Source organism: Micromonospora auratinigra (assembly GCF_900089595.1).
GTDB lineage: Bacteria > Actinomycetota > Actinomycetes > Mycobacteriales > Micromonosporaceae > Micromonospora > Micromonospora auratinigra.
The window spans coordinates 705224-731627 of record NZ_LT594323.1 but is presented as its reverse complement, the minus strand read 5'-3'; the positions used below and the strand labels follow the sequence as shown (position 1 = coordinate 731627).

Here is a 26404-nt window from a genome sequence, read left to right as displayed (position 1 = left end):
TCCGGACAGTACGGATGCGGGGCACACTGACGGCGCGGCGAGGTCGACGACCTGCTCGTGAGCTACGGGGCCAAGCGACGTGTCGTGGCCGAGCGCCACAGCAGCCGATCATTGCACCCGCGCGGTTCGCTGCGGAGAGTCTCCGTACGGCTGCGCCGGTGCCGTCCCGGCTCGGGACAGGACGGCACGCACCCGGGCTACTGGCGCTCCCACTGCTCCTTGGTCGTCTCGTACCGTACGCCGCCATGCTCGGCCCCATCGATCATGACCATGTCGGCCGGAAGGGGAACGGAACCCACAAAGGACATGCCGACCTTTTCCATGATCTTCCGTGAACCGCGGTTGACGGTCATCGTGTCGGCCCAGACCATGCGCACCCCGAGCTGAGTGAACGCCTTGTGCAGCAGTCCCCGCGAGCCCTCGGTGGCGTACCCCTTGCCCCACGACGCCCGCCGCAGCCGGTAGCCGAGCTCCACCTCGTCGAGCGGCCCATCCGGAGCGGGGCGCAGAATGAACCAACCGATGAAGGCGCCACCGTCCTTCTCGTGTGCGGCGAACAGGCCGAAGTCGCCGTCCCATTTCTCGTAGCCGGCCAGGATGTTCGGGAGGTAGCGCTCGCGAATGACGTCTGGTGCCGTCGGCTCTCCGCCGGAGAGATAGCGCATCACCGCCGGGTCGCTGTCCAACTCGATCAGCAACTCGGCATCGTCGGCGGTGAACCGGCGCAGAACGAGGCGTTCGGTCACCAGGTAGCTGTCCACGAGCCGATCATGCCCGGACAACGCCGGGCCGCCCAACGATTTCATCGACACAGCACTCCAACCTGATGGGCAGCGGATCGGTACAGCTGTCACTCGATGCGGACGGGGCCGCTGGCCGGTCGCCGGCAGCACGGCTCGGAACAGGCCGGCGAGCCCCGCCGCCGTGCTCCACCGCCCCCCACACAGCCGGGCGTTCACACCGCGGTGAGCCTCGTGCGTGATCACTCCCGCTGCCCACCCCCCGGTTCCGCACGAGGGACGACGTCTCCCGGCCGCCACGGCCCGTCGACCTCGGGTGCCGGTCGCAGCGGCCGGGACTTCCCACGCTCGCCCACGGCCATGTCCTCGCCGTCGGTGCCGGCCGATCGGTCGGCGGTGTCCGAGTGCGGCGGACGTGCGGGATCGGTGTGCCGCGGGCCAGGGCGGCCGCCATCCCTGGCCGGCCGCCCTGGCCCGCGGCGCGGCCCGGGCCGGGCCGGCACGACGGTCGCCGCGGAGGGCCCTCAGGCGCCGCCGACACCCAGGGACTTCGGTCGGGGAAGGAAGGTCTGCGCGTCCCTGCGGGCCTGGAGCTTCGCGCGCTCCTGCGCGCTCGCGCCGGCCGGGGCCCGACCCACGAAGCCTCGCTGAACGACCGTGCCGTCGGGCTGGACCTCCAGGTTGAGCCCGCTGCGCACGTTCTGCACGTTGGGGACCTGGAGGTCGCCCACGAATGTGAACACCTGGCTGGGGGTGCCGTCGCACAGCCGCAGTTCCACCGACGCGCCCGCCTGTGCCGAGTCGCCGGCGACGTCCATGCAGAGGGGACGCACACCGGACCTGCCGAGCGTGGGCTGGAAGATGAAGCTGACGCCACCCCGGATCACGGCGCCGTTCTGGTCGAACTTCCGGCTGTTGTCGAAGGCCCAGACCTGGGATTCCGGCGTGTCCTGCGCCTTGCCGATCCGCGGCTGCGACACGACCCGCGCCCCCGACCTGCCACTGGTGGGTACCAGCAGATCGGCGGTCCGGAAGGGCTGGATCACCCGGTCCCGGCTGGGCGGGGGATCACCGGGGGCCGCGCTCGCCGCAGCGGCGAAACCGGACAGCACACCCCCGGCGACGACGGTCGTGCCGAGAACGGTGGCGAGACGACGTGCGATGCTGATCGGCATCGGATTCCTGCTTTCCTGCTCGTTGTCTGATTCGCTGGTCAGTACGGCGCGGGCAACCGGTGCGGTTCCGTGCCTCAGGTCGAGCGGCAGCCGCCGTACCCGGCGCTCTGACGTGTCACGACGGCGGTCCGGGTCCCGATGCGCCAGCCCACGGGGTGGGGCTACTTCTTGATCGCCGGCTTCCCGTCCGGACGAATCACCGACCAGTTGCCACCGACGCCCTCGCCGAGGGTGTCATCGGCGGTCCGGTCGCTCTTGAACAGATAGAGCGGCCATCCGGCGAGGGTGACCTGGGTGAAGCCGTCCTCGCGGGTGACGGTGCCGACCAGCTTCGGGTCGACACCGGAGAGCTCGATCTTCGTCCCGTCGGTCAGCAGCGGCGGCCAGACGATCAGGCAGTCGGCCGTGCAGTTCACCTTCGACGGGTCGTGGTCGTCACCCTCGAAGCGGTAGACGATCCGATCCTTGAAGCGCACCACATCCGACCGGACGCCGGCGACGACCGCCCGGCCGGCGGTCAGGGTGATCTGCTCGGGTTCGGGCGTCGGCACCACCTGCGGGGCCGGTGCACTCGGGTCACCCCCGGTGGGTGCCGCCGAGGCCGGCGTCCGCGGTGCGGCGCCGTCCCGCTCGGCGGAGTCGCAGCCCGCCGCGCCGGCCACCGTGGCGGCCATGAGCAGGACCAGCAGAAGCTTCTTCATTCGTGCTCCTCGGAGTTCGACCAACCGGTTCGGTAGCTCTACGCCGGGCCCGGGTCGCCCGGTTCTCGGGCGTCCGGGCCAGCGGCGGACCCGTCGGGCCGTCGGGGTCGGTCGGGTCGGTCCGCGGGCGTCGCGGGTGCCGGGTACCGCAGGATCCGCCGGACGTGCTGCTCCGAACCGGTCGCATGATGGGGGTAGGCGGCACGCACCGTGCGCAGGCCCAGGTCGGTCAGGCGAACGAAGGCGCCGCGGCCGTCGTCAGAACTGGGCTCCCGCTCCACCAGGCCGCGGCCCCGCAGGGAGTTCACCTGGTACGTGACACGACTCGGACGGGCCTGAAGTTCACCGGCCAGCGTCTTGAGGCGCAGCCGGCGATCGAGCGCGCTGACCAGCAGCGTGAGGACGTAGTAGTCGCTCAGGCTCAGTCCGCAGGCGCGCCGCAGGCCGTGCTCGAAGTCGAGCAGACTGCGCTGCACGGTGTGCAGATATCCGCACCACTCCACCTGGCCGGCCGGCGCCGCCGTGCTCGCGGAGGCCATATCCCCGTCCGACCTCACCTCAATCGCAGGACGGTCCTTGGTGATCATGCATCCTCTCCGGGAGCCAGCGCTACGCGTACGGAGAGCAGTGGCGGCTCACGCCCACTCCCCCGCTCTACCGTTGGTACGCCCCGACCATGGTCGTCGGTTCCCGTCGGGGAAACGGAGTACCGGCGTCGTGGCGTACCCCTGCTGGTGCTGGCGCCCACGGTGGCCGCGCATCGGCACGTTTCGCCACTCCGGCGCCCGGACCGCTCTCGGCCACCGGCCCGGCCCTCGGTACGGACCTCCCGGCGCGGCGGCGGGGCGTGTCACCGCTCTGCCGGCACCGGTAGGCTGGGGCGGGAACGGCACCGCAGTCTTGGAGGACCGATGGTGGAGTCGGAGGGCGCGCCGGCGGCCGGACGGTGGTCGCCGCCCCGCCTCGAGGAAGCCCTTCGGGATCCGGCGGTGTGGGCGACACCCCCGGAGGACCTGGAAGAGCGCATCCGGTCTGCCCTGGCCGCCGAGCGAGCCGGGACGGAGGACGACGACCGGCACTGAGCTCGCGGCACGCCGGTGAGGTGGGCGGCCGGAAAATCTCGCCATGAGAACCGGAAGCGGTGGTCGGTACGTACTGCTGGTCGGCGGCGCCTGAGGGGTGCGTTGCCACGGGCCTGTCGCTGCCGGCGTGACACCGGCGGCGGCAGGTCCGACCCGGCCCGGCCGATCCTCGGCGCGGCTCGCGGGGCAGCGCAGCGGCCCTTCGACGGCCGGCTCGGGGGCGCAGGCGGCTCCCGGTACGTGTCTTACCGGCTGGTGATCGCGGTGACGGCGCCATGGAACGATCGAGGTTGACGCAGCCGGGCCGCGGAGATCGCCAGGTGTGACGATCGTCGTGGAGATCCGCTCTCCCGTCGGGGTGATCACTCATTGCCGCCGAGCAGCGGGCGACCCCCGGCAGGCGGCGGCACCCGCCGTCCTGACGCCGCCGCCTGCTCGATGCCGGCGATTCCCTGAACGGCGGCAACCAGAGTGGGGTGGTCCGGACTGACCTGCGGCCCGAGGATGGACCTGGCCAGCGCGAAGTGGTGCCGCGCCGCGCTGAGGTCACCATGCCGGCAGAGGGCGGCCGCCAGGTTGACGAGCGTGACCGCGAGATCAGGATGGCGGGGTCCGAGGAGTCGGCGCTTGAGCAGGAGCGCCTCGCGGTACTCGTCGATGGCCTCCTCGAGCCTGCCTCGCCGGTGCTGAACAGCGGCGAGATTGTGCAACGCGGAGGCCACCTCGTAGCTTCGTCCGCCGTGGTGAGCGCGAAAGATGGCCAGCGCGCGGAGCAGTTGCTCTTCGGCTTCGTCAGCCCTGCCGCACCCCACCAGCAGGGCCGCCCACGCCGCCCGATCAGCGCCCACCAGCGGGTGACCCGGTCCGAGGATGCTGGTCCTGATCCGCACCGACAGCGCCGCGTAGGGCTCTCCCTCGGCATGGGCGCCACGGGCATGGGCGAGACCCCCGAGATTGTGCAGGACAGTCGCCACCGTGTTGTGGCAGGCACCGTACCTGTGCCGAAAGATGGCCAGAGCGCGGAGGTAGAGCTTCTCGGAGAGGTCGAAGTCGCCCGCGTACTTGCCCACCACTGCCCACTCGTTGCACAGCTGGGCCACGTCGAGAGATTCGCGCCCGCAGTGTTCCTCGACCGTCGGCATGGTCAGCGCCAGGAGCAGCCCGGCACGCCGGTAGTCGCCTTGTTGCCGCCAGCGGCGCGCCACGTCGATCTGCTGGCGGGCCCGATCGGCCGGATCGTACCGGTGACGCGCGACAGCGGCGCGGGCCCTCACCTCCACGGCGTCGTCGTCCACGGCCATCGTCCCGGAATCAGCCGCCGATGACGATCGGCCGGTCGTCCTTCTCGACGCGGCGAGCGTTCGCCTTGTCGTAGAGGTAGAAGGGACGCGCGGCCGCCAGGAGGTCGTCGACGGTGGCGAAGCCGCGTTCCAGGGCGACGTCCGCAAGGTGCCGTCCACCCCACCGCGCGGTGAAGTGGGAGATCATCCGGTCGGTACGAAGCTGATGAACGAAACCCGGGCGGGATCTGCGCAGTGCGCGGTTGAAGCGCATGCACTCGAGGAAGCGTTCCTGGATGGCCGGGTAGGACCCGGTGGCCTTCAACGCGTCCAGGAAAGGGTCGGACCACGCCAGGTAGGCGGGCGGGAAGAGAGCCCGTGCCGCTGCCTTCAGCACCCGTACCGTCGGGGGCAGGTGTCGCTCCCGCACGGTGCACCAGCGCTCCATTCCCGGATCCACCCGCCCTTGCCGGCTCAGGTAGCCCAGGGTGGTCAGGTGCTCCAGGGCCGCACGCGAGACGTCCTCGTCCGACCGCCGCGGATCGCCGTGCCGACCCGGGCGGTGCGCGCGCCCGGTCGGCCACATCCCCTTCGTCGGGGCGGTGTGCCCACCCGGCTGGGACCGGGTGCTCGGGGTGGCGGACTCCCCCGTCCCGCGGCGGGCCGGCTCGGCAGCAGCCAGGTAACGCGTCGCCACCTGCTCGCGGAACGCGGCGTAGTCGGCCGCCAGGACCTGCACGAATCCATGCACGTGGGCCTCGGGCACCCAGCCGGCCACCGGATCGTTATGGCCGCGTGCGGTCATCTTCCAGCTCCGCAGGTGCAGCGTCTCGTGCAACGTCCAATCGCGGACGGCCGTCGTCGGTGTAGCGTCCGCAGCCGGCGGCGGGTGCAGCAGCGCATCGATCATCTGCTGGGCGTCCAGGCGCTTGACGTCCGGGGCGGCGAGCAGGACCCGTTCGAGCGTGCCGAGATCGCGGCTGCCGAGAGCTCCCGACCCCGCAGCCATCTCGAGGATGGACGCGTGGGTCCGTTCGGTGAACGGCAGGCGGGCAGCGTCCCGCAGGACCGCCTCGGCGACCGCGGACGTGATGAGGCCCGCCCGCCTGGCGTCGGTGAGCGCGTAGCGGACGTTGACGAGGGCCAGAGTGTAGGGCTGGTAGCCCTCCTCGTCGGTGCCGTGCAGCAGGGCGACCTCATCGTCGGCCGTGATGTCACCGCAGAGGTAGTCCCGGAATATCCGACCGTGTCCTACCATGCCGAATACCGACAGTTCGGCAGCGCGCAGCGCGCCCATGCTGGCTCCCCCGTGCACCTGCACCCCGGCGGCCAGCAGATCCAGCACCTCCTTGTGTCGCACCGCCGGGCGACGCTGGAAGTAGCCATCGATGATGCCGACGACATCCCCCGGGCCCGCGCCCAGCCGGAGCAGGTCGCCACCGGCCACGGGCGGCAGGAGCACGGCGCCGGTCGCTGCGGCCTGCCGGGACTCACCGGACAGGGAAGGGCCGGCGAAGATGAAGGTCGTCATCGGTAGTCCTGGCTGAGACGAAGGCCCGGGGCCACCACCCGAACCACGGGAATATCGAAGTCTCGGTGCGAGAGGTCCACCCAGTAGACCCCTCCTGAGGATTTCTCGTCGACGAGGGCCGTGACCGCGGCGAGGTCCTCAAGGAGATTGGTCGTCACCGCCCCGGCGACGAATTCCCTGTCGGGCCGGCAGTCGGAGAAGGGATCTCGCAGGCGCGGGCGGGAGTCGACCCAGGCGTAGGCCTCGTCCGAGAGGTCGTCCCGGGAGCCGGCGATCATGGTGAGGCGGGACTGTGCCGCTTCGGTGAGCGCACGAGACAGTGCCACGTCGGCGTACCGGTGACAACCGCTGCCCGCGAAGCGTACGGGAAGGTCCCTGGACCAGATGACGGCCTCGTAGCACGGCAACCCGGCGAGGTCGGTGAGGTCCCGGACGAGCAGACGCACGCCTGCGCGGTGGAAGCGTTCGGCCAGCGCCGCCGACTCCCCCGTCAGCGTGGTGACGTCCACGGTTGGCGTCGCGTGGCCTGCGCCGACCCTCGCCCGGGCGTCCCGCTCGACCAGCTCGTACAGGGCGTGCACCAGCGCCTCGCTCACGGTGTTGCCGCTGGCCAGTCCGTTGGACGTGGAGCTCAGCAGCGGCGGGCTCCAGCCGGAGGGGTCGGTGTTATCCATGCGCACGCAGGCCAGCGGCAGCCAGGTGCCCTGCGCTCCGCTCAGCGACCGGGCGGCGGTCCAGCGGAGCCGGCTGCCGCTCGACAGTGCCGACCGTGGCGGCTGCGGAAGATCGAACACCGGATAGGCCAGCTGCGGCTGGATGTCGGCGACGACGGCGTCGACGTACGGCAGGTCCACCTCCTCGGCGTGCCACATCTCGATCGACTCCATCACCGCCGACACCCGGGCCAGTTCTGCCGTGACGCCCTTGCCCTGCGACACAGACAACGTCCGGCCGTTCGGGCGGACTGCCTGGAACACCGGGATGCCGATCACGTCGAGGCCGGTCACCTCGGCCACCCGGGTTATCCCCATCGCGGCCAGGTGCGGGCGGACGCGCGCCCAGGTCTCGGCCGGATCCACGACCCGACGGTTCCCGGGCGTCATCGACTCGGCGATGGTACCCACCGTGCCTCACCTGCTTCACAGCGAAGAAGCCGAAGGGCTCCCGCGGCCGGCCCATGAGAACGGAAGCGGCGCGTGAGCCCTTCGCGCGATGTCGATCAGCTGACGACCAGGATCTCGTTGTGGTTGATGGCGATGCCCTTCTCGACCGCGTCGAGCTCCACGCTCTCGTCGAGCTCGAGGTCCAGATCCGCGTCGACGGTCTCGGTCAGGTCGTCCATGGTGGCGTTCCTTCCAGTCGATGATCCACGCGTGATGTCCGGATCAATTGATGCGGACTGCCCGGCGAAGTACTCGCTGAGTTTCGGCTCACAGGCCTGAATGGAGTGTTCAAGCCGGGCCACGACACACACATCGGGGAGAACCCTCAATCTCGCATCCCGGCTCGCACCGGGGTCTCCACCGGGTGCGGGAGGGCGTCGGGCACCTGTCACGAGCACCCGATTGACGGGCGTCACGCGGGCCCGTAGCGTCCGATCCGCTGTGGCGCGGAGCGGCGACGCCAGGACCGCCGCGTCGCACGCCCGGCGTTTCATGCACCCGTCGCGGACCCTTCCCGACCGGTCCTCGATTCGAGGACGGGGTTTGGGCGTGCCAACGGCCCCGTGCGGTACGGCGCCTGCGCGAGATGGCGCCGGGGGCAACACAGAAGCGGACCGAAAGCCCCCGGGAGGTTCACGTGCCGACCTACGATCACATTGACGGCCAGCGTTATGACAAGCAGCGGGAGTCCTCGCTTTTCGCCCCGGAACGCGACTCGATCCTCGGGCTGGCGGGTGACCTTCGAACCCGAACGGTCGTAGACCTCGCGTGCGGTTCGGGCGTCTACGCCCGCCTGGCGCGCCGGGCCGGGGCGGCGAGAGTGGTGGGCGTGGATGTGTCAGCCGGGATGCTGGCGGTCGCACGTCGCCACGAAGCACGCGAGCGACTGGGCATCACATACGTCCACGCGGATGTGCGCGCCCTGCCCCTGCTCGGCACCTTCGACGTCGCCCTCGCGGTCTGGCTCTTCGGCTACGCCGAGGACGCCGGCGCGCTGCAGGCGATGGCCGCCTCCGCAGCCACCCTCCTGGCCCCGCGCGGGCGACTCGTCGCCCTGACGATCAATCCGGACTTCGCGCTGGGCGACGACGGCTGGGGCGGTTGGACGACCTCGTCCCTCGCGCAGCGCAGAGTCGACGACGACTGTGTGGAGTACACACTGCTCCACGACGCCATCCGGATCACCTTCCGTCAGTGGTCCAGGGCAGCCTATGAAGCAGCGCTCTCGGCTGCGGGGCTGGGCCGGGCTGCCTGGCACCCCATCGCCGTTCCTCCTCGACTGATCGACGGACCACAGGGCGTCCAGTGGCGCCAGTTCGTCGCCAATCCGCCGATGATCGCCCTCACCGCGACCCATGACCGGTCCGAGCCCGATCCAGGGTCGTACGGGGTGGTTCGCCCCTACCGACCGGCTACGGCTGCCGGAGCCGAGAGCCGCCACGGCTGAGCCGGTGCCGGAACGCGACACCGCCGGCCAGCCCGGTACCGCGGCCCGAACCGACCTCCACCCCCGCTCTCGTCGGGCAACACCATCCGACTGTCCCGCGAACCGGCACGCCGGTGTGCTGCGTGGTGTCACCATGACCCGTTCGCGGTACGCGCCGCAGGCAGGAGGAGAACCATGGCGGACGAGGCCTCACTACGCCGGGAGATCGCCGTCGAGCAACAGCACGTCGACCGGGTCTACGCCCGGCTCGCGACGCTCCGTGCCGCTACGGTGCAGGCCGAAGAGGCCGGCTACCGGCAGGCCGACGTCGGCACCGTCGGCGCCCTGGTCGAGCGCGACGCCCTGGTCTTCCACGCCGCCCGTCGGCGCCGGGCGTTCGACTCCGAACACGAAGGGCTGGTCTTCGGGCGGCTCGACCTGCGCCCCGACCGTAGCCGGTCGGGTGAGTCCCCCCGGTACATCGGCCGGTTGGGCCTGCGCGGTGAGCGGGCCGAGCCGCTGGTGATCGACTGGCGGGCGCCGGCCGCCGCGGCGTTCTACCAGGCCACCGCGCGAGACCCGCAGGGGGTGGTCCGCCGCCGGCTCATCCAGTCGACAGGCGAGAAGGTGACCGGCGTCGAGGACGACCTGCTCGACCCGGCGAACGCGCCGGCGGACATGAGCGTGGTCGGCGACGGGGCGCTCCTGGCGGCGTTGAGCCGTGCCAGAGGCGCCAGCATGCGGGACATCGTCGCGACGATCCAGCACGAGCAGGACCTGGCCATCCGCGCGCCGGCTTCCGGCGTCACGCTGGTGGAGGGCGGCCCGGGAACCGGAAAGACGGCGGTGGCCCTGCACCGCGCCGCGTACCTGCTCTATCAGGACCGTGGACGGTTCGTGGGCGGCGGCGTCCTGATCGTGGGTCCGTCGCCCGTCTTCGTGGACTACATCGAGTCCGTACTACCCGCGCTGGGGGAGGACTCCGCGACGCTCAAGGCCGTGGGGCAACTGGTGGCCGGGGTGGAGGCGAAGCGCGAAGAGGCCACCGCCGCCCGCGCCGTCAAGGGGTCGCTACGCATGTGTCGGGTCCTGCGTCGGGCGTCGGAGGACGCGCCACCGGGCGTTCCCGCCGGTCTGCGCATCCGGTACCGGGGCACCTGGCTGACGTTGACCCACCGGCAGGGCGAGAACATCCGCCAACGGGTGGGACGGGGTCGGCGGCGCAATGAGGTGCGGAGAGCCGCGTTCCAGGCCGTACTGGGCCGCCTGTGGCTGAGCCACCGGCGCGAGCTGAGGCCGCTGACCCGTGCGCAGTTCGACGACGACCTGATCGACCACGACGCCTTCCGGCAGTACCTCCGGTCCTGGTGGCCCATCGTCACGCCACGCGAGGTGCTGGGCTGGCTGGCCGATCCGGCCCGGTTGACGCGCTACTGCGCGGACATCCTCACCCCCGCCGAACGGACGACATTGCTGGCGTCGATGAGCCAGCTCGGCGAACTCGGGCCCAGCGTGCACGACGTGGCGTTGCTCGACGAGCTGGAGACCTACCTGGGACACCGACCGACGGTGAAGCGGCCGGCGCCGGCCCCCTTCACCGTCCTGGGCAAGCAGGAGGTCGTCACCACGTTCGAGCGGGAACAGGCGGCACGCACGTGGCAGCGCCCCGACGACTATCGCGAGTTCGCGCACATCATCGTGGACGAGGTCCAGGACATCACGCCGATGCAGTGGCGGGTGCTGGGCCGGCGGGGGCAGTTGGCCAGCTGGACCCTGGTGGGCGATCCGGTGCAGTCGGCCTGGACCGGTGACCCGGCCGAGCAGGTCAGCGCCCGGACCGAGGCGCTGGGCGCAAAGAAGGTCAGACGGTACGTACTGCGCACCAACTACCGGAACTCGACGGAGATCTTCGCCGCCGCGGCGCAGGTGATCCGGTCGGTCCTGCCGGATGCCGCGCTGCCGACCGCGGTGCGCAGCAACGGCCTGACACCCGTGCACCTGCTGGTGCCGGCCTCCGCCCTGCCGACGACGGTACGCCGATCGGTTGCCGACCTGTTGGCGGCCGTGGTCGGGACGGTCGGGGTCATCACGCCCGACGCCCACGGGTGCGCCGAGGCACACGAGTGGCTCAGCGGTCTCGCCGGCGCCGAGGCGCGGCTGACGGTCGTGAGCGCGTTCGAGGCCAAGGGCATGGAGTACGACGCGGTGGTCGTCGTCCGCCCCGAGGACATCATCGCCGGCTCGCCGTTGGGTCACCGCACGTTGTACGTGGCCCTGACCCGGGCGACGCAGCGACTCGGCACGGTCGCGACCGCTTCTTGGCGCAACGTCGTGGGCCCGCCGGATCCGGACGATTCGGTGGCGCTGCCCCGACCGGCGTGGTCCGGCCTCAGCGCAGGTGCACCGCCTCGGCACAGGTCGCCAGGTCACCCTGAAGGAAGTGCAGAGAGAAGCGGGCATCCGGGCCGTCGCGCACCGTGAACTGGTCCTCGTCCACCTGGAAGCCGCATCGGCGATAGAGCGACGCCACTTGCGGAGGACATCCCCCGAACGCATGACGGATCGCCGTGTTGTCCAGTGTCCATCGTGCCGCCACGGGCAGGATCAGCGCGGCAGCGGGGAAGGCGAGTCCTGGCCGTGAGGCCATGCCATTTATCTCCATCCACGTCTCATCGAGCGGTACTCCGTTCAGTTTCGCGCCGTAGCCGGCCATCCTGACGAAGCCGGAGGCGTAGGGCACTCCACGACCCGTCGCCACGACCTCGCCGAGGCGCTCGACGACCCAGAGGAAGCCATGGGCATCCGCCCGGCGGCTCCAGGACGGGTCGAAGAGCGGGTGAGCGCGCCACACGTGCTCCCGAAGCGCGGCCGCCGCAGCGAAGTCGGCCGGGGCGTCGGCCAGTCTGACCACCACGTTCCCCAGCTGCCGGACATAGCGGGTCGGGTGCGCGGACAGAACAGTCATGGCCGCTCACCCTGCTTGTCACGCAGCACCTGATAGAGGTCGGACACGGTCTGCACGTCGGTCAGAGCGACCGTGCTGAGGATCTCGACGCCGTAGTGCGCCTCGACGGCGAGGATCATTTCGAGGATGGCCAGTGAGTCGTAGCCCAGGTCGCCGAGCCGGTCCGTCGCGGAGACAGGACGGCTCCCACCGGTTCTGAGCGCGTCGAGGAACGCCTGGAACTCCTGAGCTGAGCCAGTGTCACAGGTAGGGTCGGTCGTCATGTGAGCTCCTCGGTCACGGCAGCGTTTTCGGTCAGGTTCACGCACGTGTCGTAGGTTCGGAAGTCCGGGACGATGCCGTTCGCGACGATCTCCCACAGCACCTCGTCCGTACCGGCGCCGATCCGGGCGAGTCGCGCGTCTCTCCACAGCGCCGCCATCGGGGTCTCGTCCTCCAGGTATCCCGCTCCCCCGAAGAAGTGCATAGATTCGCTGGTCACCCGCTCGATGAGACGCGCGGCCGTCACCTTCAGCGCGGCCGCTTCCCGCACCGTCGTCCTGCCGCCGCTGCGGGAGGCGGCCGCGGCCGCCCCGCAGACGGCATGCCGCAGGACTGCCAGTTGCGATGTCAGGTCCGCCAGCCGCAGCCGTAGGGCCTGGTGGCAGATCAGCGGCTGCCCGAACTGGGTACGTCGATGCAGGTGCGCCGCGGCCAACGTCAGCGCGCGGCTGCCCACCCCGACGCAGTGCGCCGCCACGGCGACGCGCTCGTAGGTCAGGGCCTCACTGGCCATGACGAGGCCGAGACCGGGTCTGCCGAGCATGGCCTCGTCGGGGACCCAGGTGTCACAGGCCATCCACGTCGTGTCGAGCGCCGCCGCGCCCGCCTTGTGCAGCGGCTTGACGACCCGCAGGCTCTCGCCGGGCACCATCACGATGGCGAGCGGCTGGAGCGTACGGGCTCGTTCTTCGCGCTCCACCCGGCACAGCAGCAGCGCGAAGTCGCATGCCCGCCCGAGGGACAGGTACTTCTTCTCGGCCCTGACCCGCCAACCGTCCCGCTCCCGCCGTACGGAGCTCCGGATGCCGCTCAGGTCGGATCCGCCGGTCACCTCCGACGCTCCGAAGCAGCCGACCAGGTCGCCCTCGAGTACCCCATCGAGCGTCTTCCTGAGCTGCGGGGAGTGACCGAACCGCAGCAGGGCCCCCGCCACGGTCTCCATCACCAACGTCACGCCCACCGCGACACCGGCGCATCCCGCCGCTGCCATCTCCTCGTGCAGAATCGCCGCCCGTCCGGGGTCTCCCGCCTGGTCGGTCCACCGTTGCCGAATCAGACCGGCCGCCCCGAGGCGCGACAACGCCTCGCGTGGGAAGAGCCCAGCATCCGCGGCCGGGCGGACGAGCGGCACGATGTCCCGCTCGATCACCGATCTGACGGTCCGCCGGTAGTCATCGACGTGTTCGCCCACCACTCCGTCATCGAAGAGCATCGACATGAGGCGCCCCTTCCGCTTCCTGGGCCCGGTCGGGGCGCTGCTGCCCGACGACGACACCGGGCAGCTCGCCGGTGAGGTGCCTCTGCCACATGTGGCTACGTCTCGGCTTGCCGCTCGAGGTGAACTGGAGGGATTTGCGGGCGAGCACGACCACGTCGACACGCGCCTCGTCGCCCACCCAGGACCGCAGGAGATCGAGTGCCCGGGTGGCGAGGACGTCGTCCACCTGATGTTCGGTCAACAGCAGGATCGTCGGCGCCGTGGCATCCGTGCCGGCCACCACCACGGTCCTGTCCGACAACTGCGGCAACGTCGCGGCGATCGCCTCCTCGATCTCCTCGACGTAGACGCTGCGGCCGCGAACCTTGATGCTGTCCCCCTGCCTACCGAGCACGAACAGCTCGCCGTCGTGGCAGAAACCGACGTCGCCGGTGAACAGGTTGCCGTTGGTGAACCGGGTGGAGGTCGACGACTCGCCGAGATAGCCCTTGGCGACGCCGGGTCCGCTCACCACGATCTCCCCGAGGTGGCCGGGCGGCAACAGCCGTCCCGCATCGTCGACGATCTTGATCGCGACGCCCCTCAGCGGCACCCCGCAGCTGACGTGTTGCACCAGTTCAGCACCGGAGGGCCCGGGTTCGTCGACGGTACCGACATCGAGGATCTCGATCTTCGCGCCGATCTGCTCGCTCTGGCGTCGCACAGCGACGGTGATGGGGATTTCTCCCACTCGTACGCCGCTCACCGCCAACGTCGCCTCCGCCAGGCCGTACATCGGCTGCAACGCCTCCCACCGCAACCCGAACGGCCGGAGCAACTCGTAGAAGGCCGCCACACTGGCGGCACGCACCCGTTCGGCCGCGCTGATGACGACCTCTACCCGGGAGAAGTCCATGCCCGTCAGGCTCGGCGCGGCCACCTTCCGGGCGACGTAGTCGAATCCGAAGTTCGGCATGGCCATCACCTGGCCCTCGCCGCCTCCGTACGGGGACAACCAGTCGAGCGGGGAGCCGATGAACTGGCTGGGAGACATGAGTCGCTGGGACACCTGATGCACGATCGGGAACAGCAGGCAGCCGACGAGACCCATGTCGTGGTAGAACGGCAGCCAACTCGCCCCGAAATCGTCCGGAGCGCCCAGCGCGACATTGATCGAGCTGATGTTCGCGGCCAGCTGCGCACCGGTGACCTGGACCGCTCGCGGGGATCCGCGCGAACCGGACGTGAACTGGAGCAGGGCGACCTCAGGCGGTTCCTGGACGGGGAGGGCACCGTGCCCGTCCGGCTCCGCCGCGAGGACGCACCGATGGTCCGACCGGCGCGCGGCGTCCGCCAGGAGGCCTGCGTATTGGTCCGCGCCGAGCAGCAGGTCGGGACGAACGAGTTCGATGACGCGTCCCGCGTGCTCGACCCACACGTCACGGCCGCCGAGCGCACGCGGTGGAGCAAGGGGTACGGCCGTGCATCCGGCGGCCAGCGCGCCGAAGAACGCTCCGACAAACTCCGGACCGGTGTCGTGCAGCACCAGGACGCGACCGCCACGCTCGATCCCCATGTCACGAACCAGGGACGCGTACGACAGGGCCTTGTCGGCAAGGGCCGGGTAGGACAGCCGCTGCCAGCCGTCGCCGGTGAGGAAGGAGAGCCCCCGATCACCCACCGGGTCCGTCAACCAGTCGAGCAGTTTCCGATCCGGCCGCATCGTCGCCTCGCTTCATCTGTGAAGACAATCACGTCATCGACCATGGTCGTTGGTTCTATCTGTTGGTGCGTCGGGGAGATCGCCCAATCTGTGCATCGCTGAGCCCGGCCGTGCTGACTGCGCGTGCCGGCGGGCGGTGGCGTGCACATGCCCTCGACGGATGGTCGACTCGCCGGTAGTCAGTCCAGAACCTCGACCCGACCGTGGTCACCGTCGACCCTGATGCGCTGGCCGGTTCTGATGGTCCTGGAGGCGGTACCGGTGCCGGTGACGGCCGGCAGGCCGTACTCGCGGCACACGATCGCGGCGTGGCTCATCATTCCGCCGATGTCGGTCACGGTGGCCCTGATCCTGCCGAAGATCGGACCCCACGACGGGGCCGTGATCGTGGCGACCAGGATCTCGCCCTCCTGCACCTCGCCGAGCTGGTCGGCGTCGTGCACGACCCGGGCCGGTCCCTCGGCGACACCGGGTGAGGCCGCCAGACCGCTGATCGCCGACGCGTCCTGCTCCTCATCGCCGGCGAGCCACTGCTGCACCTGGGCAGTCGTGATGCCGTACAGCATCATCGTGAACGGCTCGGTGATCTCGGCCGGTGGGGTGTTGAGTGCCGGCTGCGGGCGCTGGGTCCGGAGCGCCTCGACGACCCGGCAGCGACGCTCGATCTCGTCCGGCCAGTAGGACGGTCCGGACGCCGCCGACCCGACGGCCCAACCGGTCACGAGGTCGAACAGGGCTTCGCGCACCTCGTTCCTGGTCAGGTAGAGCAGGTCCCCGGCGTCGCGCCAGAAGCCGGCCCCGGCGAGAACCCGCCCGAGCTCGCGGACCTTGCGCCAGAAGACGCCCATCGTCCAGTGCTCGATGTAGAAGTTGTGGTTCTCGACGTAGGGATAGGCGGTCGCGGCCAGACTGTGCTTGGCGTCGAACTCCGCCGCGTCGGCCGGGTCGAGCAGCTCGCGGTACTCCGCGACGATGCGGTCGCGCTCGGCCACCAGCTCCTCGACCGGTCGACCGATCCGGTGCCCGCTCTGGAGTCGGTGGATGTAGTCCTTGATGTAGCCGAGCGGGATCTCCTGGTGATCGAGCCAGTACCTGTCGTGGCCGTAGAAGCCGTTGCCCACGGTGAAGTTGAACCACGGCTCCTTGGCCGCCTCGTACCGCGCCAACCACGCGCGGCCACCGTCGCCGGCCGAGACGCGCCGCAGGGTGCCCTCGACGTCGTCGGTGTCGGCGAAGGCGGCCGCCAGGCCGCTCTCGACGGCCAACGTGGCGAGCTCCTTCAGCTCGTCGTCCGGGCGGAACAGTTCCATGTCGGCGCCCTGGACCATCTTGGCGATCGCCTGGTCGGCGATCCCCGGGAAGGCGGTCTTGCAGAACTCGAAGAAGTCCAGGTACGCGAGATAGCCGAGGTTCAGGAACTCGAAGTGGTACTGCCAGTTCCGATAGCACAACTGGATCAGCCGGTCGTAGTTCTCCAGCAGCACCTCGGAGCCGTCCTGGGCCTTCCCGGTCAGTACGTCCTCGAAGGGCACCAGATCGGGCAGCGGCTCGAACTGCAGCGCTTGCATCTCGTCGATCGTCGCGCGGACCTTGACCCGCCAGGAGTCGAGCAGCGTCTCCCAGTTGCGGAAGTAGTGGCCGGCCCGGCGCTCGAACTCCGGCACCCGGGCCGGGATCTGCTCGGGTGGCACCGGCACCGGAGACATGTAGAGGCAACCGAGGTGAACCTTGAACTCGATGCCGTTGGCGGGCGGGATCAGCAGGTGACGGGTGTTGTACTGCCCCAGGCACTTGACCGCGAACTCGGCCCCGATCGTCTCGAACGGTTTGAACACGGTCGGCCAGTGCTGGCTGTCGCAGAACCAGAACTTGTCGTCGGCCCCGGGGCTGTGCCGGAACCTCAGGTGGTACGGGTAGAGCTCCTCCCAGCCCTCGGCGCCCGCAGGTACGGGCAGCTCCGACGGCTTGGGGAACGATTTCGTCGTGGCGCCGGGCGCGGGGATGGTGTGCGTCATGAGGCAGTCCTGTTCGTGAGGCCGAGGAGGAAGTCCACACGGGGTGTGGCGGACGTGGCGACGGCGCGGCGCACGGCCGGTCTGCTGCTGTGCACCGTCTCGGGTCGCGATTGCAGCAGCAGGAGGTTTCGTCCGTCGGGAAGGTCGGCGTCGAAGGCCCACTCGATGTCCTGCGGGCAGCCGAAGAGCCGCTCGGCCCTCTTGGCCATGGCCGCCACCGCGACCACCTCGTCGTCGGTGAGGCTGCGGCGCCGGCGGCGCTGTTCGTCGACCGCACGCTCGACCAGGCGGCCGGTCGCGGTGTCCGGGACCAGCTCGGCGTGCTTCTCCCCGATGATCTCGGCGGTCACGGTCAGCATGACCTTGTCGAGCAGAATGCTGTCCGGCGTGACCCGCCCGCTCACCACCATCTCCCCCACGCCGTACGACGCGTCCAGCGCGATCTTCGAACGGTCGCCGGTTGCCGGGTTCATGGTGATCGCGACTCCGGAGACGCGGGCGTTCACCATCTTCTGCACGGCCACGGACATCGACAGGCCCTCGTCGGAGACGGCGTTGCGAAGCCGGTAGATGATCGCCCGGCTGGTGTACAGGGAGGCCCAGCACTCGCGGATGTGCCGCACCACGTCCTCGCCGGAGGTCAGCCAGAGGTACGTGTCCTGCTGCCCGGCGAAGCTGGCGGTGGACAGGTCCTCCGCGGTCGCGGAGGACCGCACCGCCACCGGCACCGGCGCCGCGAAGCGTGCCTGGAGCTGGCGGTACGCCTCGAGGAACGACCGCCTCATCCGCTCCGGGACGGGCCGGGAGGTGATCAGATCACGGATCGCGGCGGACACCGAGTCCACCTCGTCGACGTCGTCGGGGTCCAGGCACGCCAATCGGGACCGGATCTGGTCGCGGATGCCGGCCTGCGCCACGAAGGCGTCGTAGCTCACGGTCGGTACGGCGAAGCCGGGCGGGACCGGCAGACCGGCGGCGGTCATCGTCACCAGGGAGGCGCACTTGCCACCGAGCAGTTCATGCCTGCTTCCGCTGGCGTCGAAGAACCGCACATGATCGCTGTCGAGGTGCACGTCAGCCTGCCCAGGTGACCGGTACCGACAGTGGTGCCCGCAGTGACAGGTTCGCACCGTACGCCAGCGGGACGTCGGGAGCGAGCCGGAGGTGCGGGCACAACCGGGTGACCTCCTCGACGACGATCTTCGCCTGGGTCTTGGCCAGCACGCTGCCCAGGCAGTAATGGATGCCGAATCCGAAGGCCAGATGCTCGCGGGCGTTGCCGCGATGGATGTCGAACACGTCGGGGTCGACGAAGCGGCGCTCGTCCCGGTTCGCCGAGCCGAGCACCAGCAGGATGTTCGCGCCTGCCGGCACCTCGACCCCGCCGATGGTCGCTGCCCTGCGGGCCTGCCGCCGCCAGGTGATCACCGCCGGGCTGTGCCGCAACACCTCATCGATCGCGCCAGGAATCTTCCCGGCGTCCGCCACCAGCGAGTCCCACTGCTCCCGATGGGCCAACAACACGCTCAGTGCGTTGGAGATCAGCGCAGTGGTGGTCTCGTGGCCCGCGAAGAGCAGGCTGTAACAGACCGAGGCGATCTCATGGTCGCTGATCGGGTCGCCGCCGCGCTGCGCGCGGACCAGGTCGCCGACGAGAGAGTCCCGCTCGCTCTGCCCAGCCTCGGCGACCAGACGCAGGCACTCGTGCCAGTACTCGACAAGGCGGTGGGCATGCGGCACCTGCTCCTCGGCGCTGAGATCACCCCAGGTCATCGCGGCCCGCGAGGCCGACCAGCGCTTGAAGGTGGACAACATCGCCGGGTCCGCACCGAGCAGGGTCAGGATCGTGATCGTCGGGACGTCGATGGCCAGGTCGCTGACCAGGTCCCCCGTGCGCTCCGCACGGAGCAGCATGCGCTTCAGCAGCCGTACGACGTTCGCTCGGATCTGCGGCTCGAGAGCCCGGTACCGCCGCCGGCCGAACTGCCGCTGGACCACCTTACGGATCCGGGTGTGCTCAGGAGGCACCCGCGCTGACAGGCCGGAGTAGGCCGTGAAGCCGCCTTCCCGCAGGACCCGGCGTGCCTGCGCGCCCGGCTCCCGCACCGGGGCCTGAGCGTTCGCGCTGCTGAACGTCTCCCAGTCCGTGAAGACCGCTCTGACGTCCTCGTACCGACTCACGACCCAGTAGCCGGTGCGCTCGTCGTACAGGACCGGTCCACCGGCCCGCAGTTGTGCGTACGCCGGGAACGGATCGGTGAGGTCGAAGGCGTCGAAGCCGTGCGTGACCGGGCAACGCCTCGCCTCGCCGACACGGTGAACCGTCGGCATCGGACCTCCGAGGGTGAGCAGCGTGTCGATCGGTTCGACACGCCGTCATCGTGGTCCGCGTCACCGGACGAGTCCACGGATGGCTTCCGATGGGCGGAAGTCGGTTCACCCGCGCTCCCGACGCGGCCGCGGCACGGCGTGCCGCGGCCGGGCCGCAGCCGCTTCTATGCGGCGTGCCACCATCTGCAGCGTCGGTAGGCGGCGGACCATGTGCGCCGCCCGGGTCGAGTCCATCACGAGGCCGAGGGCGGCGGTGCCGGTATCGGTGCGTACCGGCACCGCGATCGAGCAGGCGCCCGTCCTGGCCTCGTCCACCGTCGTGGCGTAGCCCCGGGTGCGGGCCTCGGCCAGCTCCCGCGCCAGCCACCGGGAATCGATCCGGGTACGGGTGGTCAGCGACTCCAGCGGGCCGTCGAGGTAGGCCTCCCGGAACCGGTCCTCCTCGTGCGCGAGCAGGACCTTACCGACGGCGGTGGCGTGCAGCGGCAGGCGACCACCCACCCGGGAGGCCCGCGGAACGCGTCGGGAGCTGTACACCCGGTCCAGGTAGAGCGCCTGGTCGCCGTCACGCACCGCCACCTGAGCGGTCTCCTGGGTCAACAGGAACAGGTCCTGCAGGAGCGGACGTGCGGCGTCGCGGAACTGCCGTCCGGCGTTCTGGGCCAGCCCCCACAGCCGCAGTCCCACCACGTAGCGGCCCTGCGCGTTGCGCTCCAGCGCACCCCAGTTCACCAGTTCACTGGCGAGTCGGTGGGCCGTGGAGAGCGGGATGCCGGCGTGCTCGGCGATGTCACCGAGCGTATGGGCGCCGGAATCGCTCTCGAAGATCGACAGAATCGTCAGCACCTTCGAGGTCACGGTACGCCCGCCAGCTCGCACTGTCCCCTCCTCGCCCGGCAGCACGGCCGCGGCCACCCGTACGCTGCACGGTGCCGATGAGGCTCTGCTCGGCCCCGCCCACCATCACGTGTGCCGGGCCGGACCCGGTTCCCGGTCGGTGACGACCACGACGGACGAACGCCCGCCGATCACCACGCGCCCACGCGCCACGCGGCACTGCAAACTGTGGACTCGCGGCGCGGATCCGGCCGGCTCGTTGAGGGATATCGCCCTGTCCCGCCGACTGGCAGGCGACTACCGTTGCCCACCGGCACAGGCCATGCGTCGACACAGGTAAGACATTCGAGGCACCTGGGGTGGATATGCGAAGAACCATCATTCGCAGACTTGCTGCTGCGCTTGTATGTGCGGCTCTGGTGATCTCGGGCACGACGTCTGCCGCCGCACTGCCCGACCACTTCTTCATGCCGCCCCCACCTCCGAAACCGCACCTGCTGAAGTGCAAGAAAGCAGGCTCCCTCGATGTCTACATCGAGCTCTGCAGGACCATGTTCGGAGGTAACGACTTCTACTACACCTACAGCGCGTGGGGCGGAATAGGGGTGTACACGATAGATCCGACCATGCCGACGGCCATCTACGTGGAGCAGGCCTACATCTACGCACGGCTGGGCGCCATCTCCCTGGCCACGGACTGCCTCGACAAGGGGTTCAAGAACCAGTATCCGCCGGCCGGCCCGCGCTGGTTGAGGGGACCTGAGGAAGCGGGCGCACCCCACAAAATCGCCTGCGCGACGGAGTTCATGCCGTTGGACGGAAGCGATCCGTGGGACTTCGAGATGGTGGTCAAGCTCCGACGCTGGAGTTACGGAGACCAGACTCTGAGCCCACTGCAGACGCTCAAGGTGAAGATCTTGTCGACCGAGTACATTTGAGGCCCCGTCACGGCACTGCCGGCCGAGGGCGTCCGCCGGTCCGCCGGCCACGGCCCCAAGTGTCCTCCGGGCTCACCAATCCCGTCGGTCGTTGGCTGCGAGAATCGGCCGTGCCGCGGCCCGTATCGGGAGACTACGCAGCGACCGCGCGCCCGACGCCGAAGCCCACCGGCGTCGGGGTACCAGGCCGTGTCCTAGAAGGGTTGGTTGCCCGGGCTGCGGCGCCGCTTCGGCCGGCTGGGTGTGTTGACCTTCATGGAAGGGGCTGACGAGTGATCTTCCGCAGAAGGGGCCGTGCCTCGTAGGCAGCCTCGATCGCTTCGTCGCCGCGTGCTCCTCACGCGATGCTCGTGGATCCGTCATCAGTATGTTCCTGGACTCTCCGGTCCTGCGAACGCTGCAGCAGCCCGGTCCCGACCTGACCCGCCGCACGACGCAGCTCCACCCGCCCGAGCCGGCCCGCGAAGCAACCCAGCACCCCGGCCAGCACCCGCTCCCTCCGAGCAACGGCTGCGCTGTGACACACGGCCACCGCAGAATCTGATGTCGTGTCCACAACGCACGGACGACCACGCGGTGGCTGCCTCGCGTCCACCCCGGCTCACCAGCAAGATCTCAAACGGACGGCTGCCGTACTAACCGGCCGCACGCCGCACCGCGACCATCGCGGCCAGCGCCGATCGCGACGAGACGCCGACCTTGACGAAGATGCGGGCGAGGTGCCGCTCCACCGTCTTCACGCTGAGGAACAGGTCGGCCGCGATCTCGCGGTTGGTCTTACCGGTGGCGACGAGCGCCGCCACCTCGCGCTCGCGCCGGCTGAGGCTGTCCATCGGATGCGCCGAACTATCGCCCTCGTCGCCTGGCACCGGCGCCAAGCCGTCGAGCTGACGCGTGGCCCGTACCCGTAGCGCTTCGAGGCCGAGGAGCTGGGCCTCGCGCGCTGTCTCCGTCAGCCGGCGCACCGCGGTGGAGTGGTCTCCCAGCACAGCGAGCGCGTCCGCCACCACCAGGCCGGCGCGGATCATGTTCTCCGCGTCCCCGGTCTCGGCGAAGAGGCGGCGTGCCTGGTCCGCGTGGACCAGGGCCGCGCGGCCGTCCCCGGTGTGGCGGGAGATCCGCGCCTTCGCCAGAGTGAGGAAGCCCTGGGCCTCCGACAGGGTCGATCCTCCGGCGGACGAGGTCATCTTCTGCAACCACCTCCCCGCTGCCACGTCGTCGCGGGCGATGAGCGCGGCCTCGAGAAGGGTCTCGTACCAGCGGATCCGGGTGGGGACGTCGAGCAGTCCGGCGACCCTGGACGCCACCAGGTCCGGAGGTGATCCGGGTAGCCCGAGCGAAGGGTCATCGACATGCTGCTCGCGACGCACCAGCAGATGGCAGACGGCCCAGACCCACCCGCGGACGGCGAAGAGCTCATCCAGCGCGCGTCTGCCGTGCCCTGCCGCGGCCGCGGAGTCTCCCCGGGCCACACCGACCTGGCGGAGACCGGCGCTACTGAGCGCGGCGAGTGGAGCGCTACCGAGGTGGTCGGCGAGCGCTCGGGCTTCCTGGGACGCCGAGAGCGCCGCTGCGGTGTCGCCCATCCTCAGCAGCACGTGGGATGACAGGACGAGCAGATGGGCGAGGACGAACTCCTGACCCCGCTCCCGTGCCAGCCGCACCCCTCGGCGCTGATGGCGGGCGGCCTCGGCCAGTCGCCCCAGCAACATCTCGGCCAGGCTGAGCCAGAGGAGATGGGCGAGTTTGCCGGCCAGCCTCCCGTCCGCGACCGAGTCGACCTCCACGCTGGCGTCGTCGACGAGCCGGGACGCCTGGTCATCGTCGCCGCAAACAGCGAGGACGACCGCCACGAGCCCTCTCGTGCTCGGCGCTGAGCCGGAGCGTTCGACCAGTCGGTGGGCGAGGTCGAAGTCGCCGCGCAGCAACTCGACCACGGCCAGCTCGGCGTAGATGATTCGCTGGAACCGTCGCACGGACGGTAGGTGCGACGCCAGCCCGCGGCGCAGGAGAGACGCGGCCTCGTCCAGGTTTCCGATCATGTACGCGAGCCGGGCCAGCGTCACGCATTCCCTGCCGTCCTGGGCGGGGTCCAGTGCGAACCCGTCACCCCGGACGTCGTTGACGACGTCCCTGGCGACCATGAGCCGGCCCCGCGTCATGAGGGCGTGCACCCGGGCGAGGCGTGAGCGCCGCCGGCGGCGGACCGACGCGGTGCCGGCGAGGCGCTCGACGGCCGCGTGGAACTCCGCCGCGCGATCGGGGTCGCGGTACGTCAGCCGCGCCGCGGCCCGGGCCACGATCCGCAGCGCGTGTTCGTCACCGACCGCGGCACAGCGAGCGGCATGGTGCGCGCGCGACACGACGTCCGCGCCCCTGCGCTCGAGCAGCTGGCCGATCCGTTCGTGCGCCGAGGCTCGCCGGGACACGGTCAGCGTCCGGTAGATCGCGTAGCGGACGAGCGGATGACGGAATTCGAGATCTTCCTGCTCGCCGCGGATGCGCAGCACGTCTGACGCGACGAGGCGCTGCACCGCCTCGTGGACGGTGTGCGGATCGATTCCGGCCACCTCGACGAGGTCGGCGACGCGAAAGGGACCGGTGAAGGCCGCCGCCAGCCGGGCGACCCGCAGCTGGACCCGAGGGAGCCCGGAGATCTCGGCGGCGAAAGCCGCCAACCGCTCCGCACCACCCTCCCCCGTGGCCCGGGCGATGAGGGCGTCCAGGTACGCCGGGTTACCGCCACTTGCCGCATAGATGGTGCGCCGCGCCGGCAGATCGAGAGTGTCGGGTATGAGGGCGTCCGCCTCGTCCTCCCGGAGCGGCTGGAGCGCGACCCGACGGACGCGGTGTTCGAGCGCGGCCAGCGAGTGTGCCAGCCTCGCGCGGACCTGGCGTGGGCGGTACGCGAGCAGCACCACGTCTCCCGCCCCCTCGGATCTCAGGCGTGACAGCAGCGTGTCCATGTCGAGGGAGAGCGAATGGGCGTCGTCGATCGCGATGAGGCGGGCACCGCGCCGGTCCCCTCGACCGGCGACGGGCAGCGCACCGGGTCGGCCCGGTGGCTGTACCGGCCAACCCCGGTGCGCCGCCTCGCGCGTCACCTCGGCCAGGAACCGGGTCTTGCCGATGCCCGGTTCGCCCGGCACGGCGACGATTCGCCGCGGATCGGACGGGTCTTCGAGGAGCGCCAGCACCGCGGAGAGATGGCTGGCGCGACCAACGAAAGGGCTCTGCACGGCCTGACCGCCTTCGCAACGAGGTGACAACTGCCCGTCGGACGAGGCCTACGGGGAAGGGCTCAGCAGCGGGACGGGATCCCGCTGCTGAGGTGTGGGCCGTGCCCCTATGCGGCGGCGACGACGGAGCGCAGCGCGCGCGACCACGCCACCAGCTGATCGAGCATCTCGACCAGGTTCGCCTCGTGGTGCTCAGCCGGAACGCAGACCTGGTAGTCAACGAAGTCAGTGACCAGGCTGAGGCTCACCTGCGTACGCACATCGGCGATCTGGAGCTCCCCCATGACCTGGCGGAGTTGCTCGACCGCGCGGACCCCGCCCCCGCTGAAGCCGTAGGAGACGAAGCCCGCGGCCTTGTTGTTCCACTCCTTGTAGAGGTAGTCGATGGCGTTCTTGAGCGCGCCGGTCATCGACCGGTTGTACTCGGGTGTCACGAATACGAAGCCATCGAAGCGGTCGATCGCGGCGGCCCATTCCTTGGTGTGGTCGGCCTGGTAGTTCCCCCAGGTCGGGGGCGTCTCTTCGTCCAGCACCGGAAGGTGGAAGTCGCACAGGTCGACCACCTCGAAGGTCGCGTCCGTCCGCCGGCTCGCGACGTCCAACACCCAGCGTCCGACTGTTTCGACCTTCCGCCCGGGGCGGGTGCTGCCGAGGATGATTCCGATCTTCATCATGGCTCTCCTTGGAAAGAGGTAGGGACCTGCAGGAAAGGGGCGAACGCGAGTGCGCGCCGGCGTCGTCCACCGGTCATCACGCCCGTGGAGGCGAAGTGGTTCTCGAGCCGGCCGGCTGGCACATCGCCGGGTGCTCGCAGCTGACCAGCTACGGGAACTGAATGATCGGTGAGTTGCGGTCGGCGCAGACGGGTTCGGCCTCGAAGGGACCGAAGGTGCTCACCACCTTGACCACCACGCAGACGTCTCACTTGCCGTGCCGAGGTGATGAGGGTGCGGTGGGCGAAGCCGGACCACACAGCGAGGAACCGGTCGGGTGTGCTCTCGCGTAGGCATGACAAGCAGGGCGCACATTTCGGCAGCAGGAAGAGAGAAAGAGAGACGTGATGGATCGCGACAGCGCCGCCGGTCAGCCGTGGAGGTCGGCACCCGAGATGGACGCCGCGCTGGCACAGGTCCCGGGGATCGAGGATCTCCTTCGCCGGGGGGCGGTCTGGGCCGCCGTGCCGACCGAGCTCGAGGCCCGGATCTTGGCGCACGTCTCCGCGGCGCCAGCCCCGCGTGCGGGCAGCGTGCCCGCCGCGGTCGGCGCCAGCGACCGCACCGGTCGAGCCCTGCGACGCCGGCACCTCTTCGCGCTCGCCGCCGGCGTCACCGCACTGGCGGGAATCGGTGCCTACGTGGCCTTCGCGCCGTCCGAGCGGCCGGCGCAGACCCAGGTGGCGCTGGCCGGTACCGGGCTCGCCGAAACGAGCCGTGGCGACGCCGTGATCGAGGACACGGCGTCGGGAGTCCGCCTGGCCCTGAGCTTCCGCAACCTGCCCGCTGCCGCGGCCGGGACGTACTACGAGGGTTGGGTCGCCGGACCACGAGGATCCGTGGCCATCGGCACCTTCCATCTCCGTAAGGGAAGCGACGGCGTCGTCCTGTGGTCGGGGGTGGACATGGCCGACTACCCGACGATAAAGATCACTCTCCAGAAGGAGGGCGGCGGGCCCGCGTCGTCCGGCAACGTGTTGCTCATCGGTGAGACCCGCGCCGACTGAGGCGCACGGCTGTCGATGTGCGGCGCTCGGCAGCGCCGCCCCCTGCTCGCGGAACCGGCGGTTCGACACGCGGCCGGCG

The 26404-nt window shown here is 70.3% G+C and carries 22 protein-coding genes; 4 read left to right on the top strand and 18 right to left on the bottom strand.

Annotation, left to right across the window (positions count from 1 at the left end):
* Positions 1–197: 197 nt before the first annotated feature.
* The 8 genes from GA0070611_RS03355 to GA0070611_RS32135 all read right to left on the bottom strand — a co-directional run bounded on the left by GA0070611_RS03355 (position 198) and on the right by GA0070611_RS32135 (position 7851).
* Positions 198–761 (bottom strand): GNAT family N-acetyltransferase, encoded by a 564-nt coding sequence (locus GA0070611_RS03355; RefSeq protein ID WP_091672389.1) that lies wholly within the window; start codon positions 759–761, stop codon positions 198–200.
* 503 nt (positions 762–1264) lie between these two features.
* A complete protein-coding gene (locus tag GA0070611_RS03350) occupies positions 1265–1915 on the bottom strand; it encodes an RICIN domain-containing protein (RefSeq protein WP_091657166.1) in 651 nt (216 codons plus the stop codon).
* A gap of 161 nt (positions 1916–2076) precedes the next feature.
* On the bottom strand, positions 2077–2616 hold the full coding sequence (locus tag GA0070611_RS03345) for a COG4315 family predicted lipoprotein (protein WP_091657162.1): 540 nt from the start codon (positions 2614–2616) through the stop codon (positions 2077–2079).
* 38 nt (positions 2617–2654) lie between these two features.
* Positions 2655–3203, bottom strand: coding sequence for a MarR family winged helix-turn-helix transcriptional regulator (locus GA0070611_RS03340; protein ID WP_091657157.1), 549 nt, complete (start codon positions 3201–3203; stop codon positions 2655–2657).
* Positions 3204–4060: 857 nt separating this feature from the next.
* Positions 4061–4993 (bottom strand): tetratricopeptide repeat protein, encoded by a 933-nt coding sequence (locus tag GA0070611_RS03335; protein WP_157740183.1) that lies wholly within the window; start codon positions 4991–4993, stop codon positions 4061–4063.
* A 16-nt stretch (positions 4994–5009) separates the two neighbouring features.
* Positions 5010–6509: a TfuA-like protein gene (locus tag GA0070611_RS03330; protein ID WP_091657149.1), complete on the bottom strand. Its 1500-nt coding sequence runs from the start codon at positions 6507–6509 to the stop codon at positions 5010–5012.
* Entirely contained in the window at positions 6506–7633 is a 1128-nt protein-coding gene (locus GA0070611_RS03325; protein ID WP_091657146.1) for a YcaO-like family protein, read from the bottom strand. Before GA0070611_RS03325 ends, GA0070611_RS03330 begins: the two co-directional genes overlap by 4 nt.
* Before the next feature lie 95 nt (positions 7634–7728).
* Entirely contained in the window at positions 7729–7851 is a 123-nt protein-coding gene (locus tag GA0070611_RS32135; RefSeq protein WP_269456347.1) for a hypothetical protein, read from the bottom strand.
* Positions 7852–8309: 458 nt separating this feature from the next.
* Here GA0070611_RS32135 and GA0070611_RS03320 point away from each other — a divergent pair, with 458 nt between their 5' ends.
* Both GA0070611_RS03320 and GA0070611_RS03315 read left to right on the top strand, forming a co-directional pair.
* Entirely contained in the window at positions 8310–9119 is an 810-nt protein-coding gene (locus tag GA0070611_RS03320) for a class I SAM-dependent methyltransferase (RefSeq protein ID WP_157740182.1), read from the top strand.
* 174 nt (positions 9120–9293) lie between these two features.
* A complete protein-coding gene (locus GA0070611_RS03315; RefSeq protein WP_091657136.1) occupies positions 9294–11579 on the top strand; it encodes a HelD family protein in 2286 nt (761 codons plus the stop codon).
* Here GA0070611_RS03315 and GA0070611_RS03310 read toward each other — a convergent pair.
* The 8 genes from GA0070611_RS03310 to GA0070611_RS03275 form a co-directional block, all read right to left on the bottom strand.
* Positions 11488–12063, bottom strand: a complete 576-nt coding sequence (locus GA0070611_RS03310) for a hypothetical protein (RefSeq protein ID WP_091657132.1) — start codon at positions 12061–12063, stop codon at positions 11488–11490. The two genes, GA0070611_RS03315 and GA0070611_RS03310, sit on opposite strands and share 92 nt — an antisense overlap.
* Positions 12060–12326: an acyl carrier protein gene (locus GA0070611_RS03305; RefSeq protein ID WP_091657129.1), complete on the bottom strand. Its 267-nt coding sequence runs from the start codon at positions 12324–12326 to the stop codon at positions 12060–12062. The genes GA0070611_RS03310 and GA0070611_RS03305 overlap by 4 nt, the downstream gene beginning before the upstream one ends.
* Positions 12323–13543, bottom strand: a complete 1221-nt coding sequence (locus GA0070611_RS03300; protein WP_231921306.1) for an acyl-CoA dehydrogenase family protein — start codon at positions 13541–13543, stop codon at positions 12323–12325. The genes GA0070611_RS03305 and GA0070611_RS03300 overlap by 4 nt, the downstream gene beginning before the upstream one ends.
* Complete coding sequence (locus GA0070611_RS03295) at positions 13524–15245, bottom strand: AMP-binding protein (protein WP_091657125.1); 1722 nt, start codon at positions 15243–15245, stop codon at positions 13524–13526. The genes GA0070611_RS03300 and GA0070611_RS03295 overlap by 20 nt, the downstream gene beginning before the upstream one ends.
* A gap of 179 nt (positions 15246–15424) precedes the next feature.
* Complete coding sequence (locus tag GA0070611_RS03290) at positions 15425–17260, bottom strand: PEP-utilizing enzyme (RefSeq protein ID WP_091657121.1); 1836 nt, start codon at positions 17258–17260, stop codon at positions 15425–15427.
* Positions 17257–18333, bottom strand: a complete 1077-nt coding sequence (locus GA0070611_RS03285; RefSeq protein WP_091657117.1) for a PEP/pyruvate-binding domain-containing protein — start codon at positions 18331–18333, stop codon at positions 17257–17259. Before GA0070611_RS03285 ends, GA0070611_RS03290 begins: the two co-directional genes overlap by 4 nt.
* A gap of 1 nt (position 18334) precedes the next feature.
* Entirely contained in the window at positions 18335–19441 is a 1107-nt protein-coding gene (locus GA0070611_RS03280) for a cytochrome P450 (protein ID WP_197675840.1), read from the bottom strand.
* A 255-nt stretch (positions 19442–19696) separates the two neighbouring features.
* Positions 19697–20437 (bottom strand): IclR family transcriptional regulator, encoded by a 741-nt coding sequence (locus GA0070611_RS03275; RefSeq protein ID WP_091672385.1) that lies wholly within the window; start codon positions 20435–20437, stop codon positions 19697–19699.
* Positions 20438–20847: 410 nt separating this feature from the next.
* Here GA0070611_RS03275 and GA0070611_RS03270 point away from each other — a divergent pair, with 410 nt between their 5' ends.
* On the top strand, positions 20848–21366 hold the full coding sequence (locus tag GA0070611_RS03270; RefSeq protein ID WP_091657111.1) for a hypothetical protein: 519 nt from the start codon (positions 20848–20850) through the stop codon (positions 21364–21366).
* A gap of 635 nt (positions 21367–22001) precedes the next feature.
* Here the strand turns inward: GA0070611_RS03270 and GA0070611_RS32130 are convergent.
* Positions 22002–24605 (bottom strand): helix-turn-helix transcriptional regulator, encoded by a 2604-nt coding sequence (locus tag GA0070611_RS32130; protein WP_157740181.1) that lies wholly within the window; start codon positions 24603–24605, stop codon positions 22002–22004.
* 107 nt (positions 24606–24712) lie between these two features.
* Positions 24713–25279 (bottom strand): NADPH-dependent FMN reductase, encoded by a 567-nt coding sequence (locus GA0070611_RS03255; protein WP_091657102.1) that lies wholly within the window; start codon positions 25277–25279, stop codon positions 24713–24715.
* Between the two features lie 434 nt (positions 25280–25713).
* Between GA0070611_RS03255 and GA0070611_RS03250 the strand changes: the two genes are divergently transcribed.
* Positions 25714–26325, top strand: a complete 612-nt coding sequence (locus GA0070611_RS03250) for an anti-sigma factor (RefSeq protein ID WP_157740180.1) — start codon at positions 25714–25716, stop codon at positions 26323–26325.
* Positions 26326–26404: the final 79 nt, after the last annotated feature.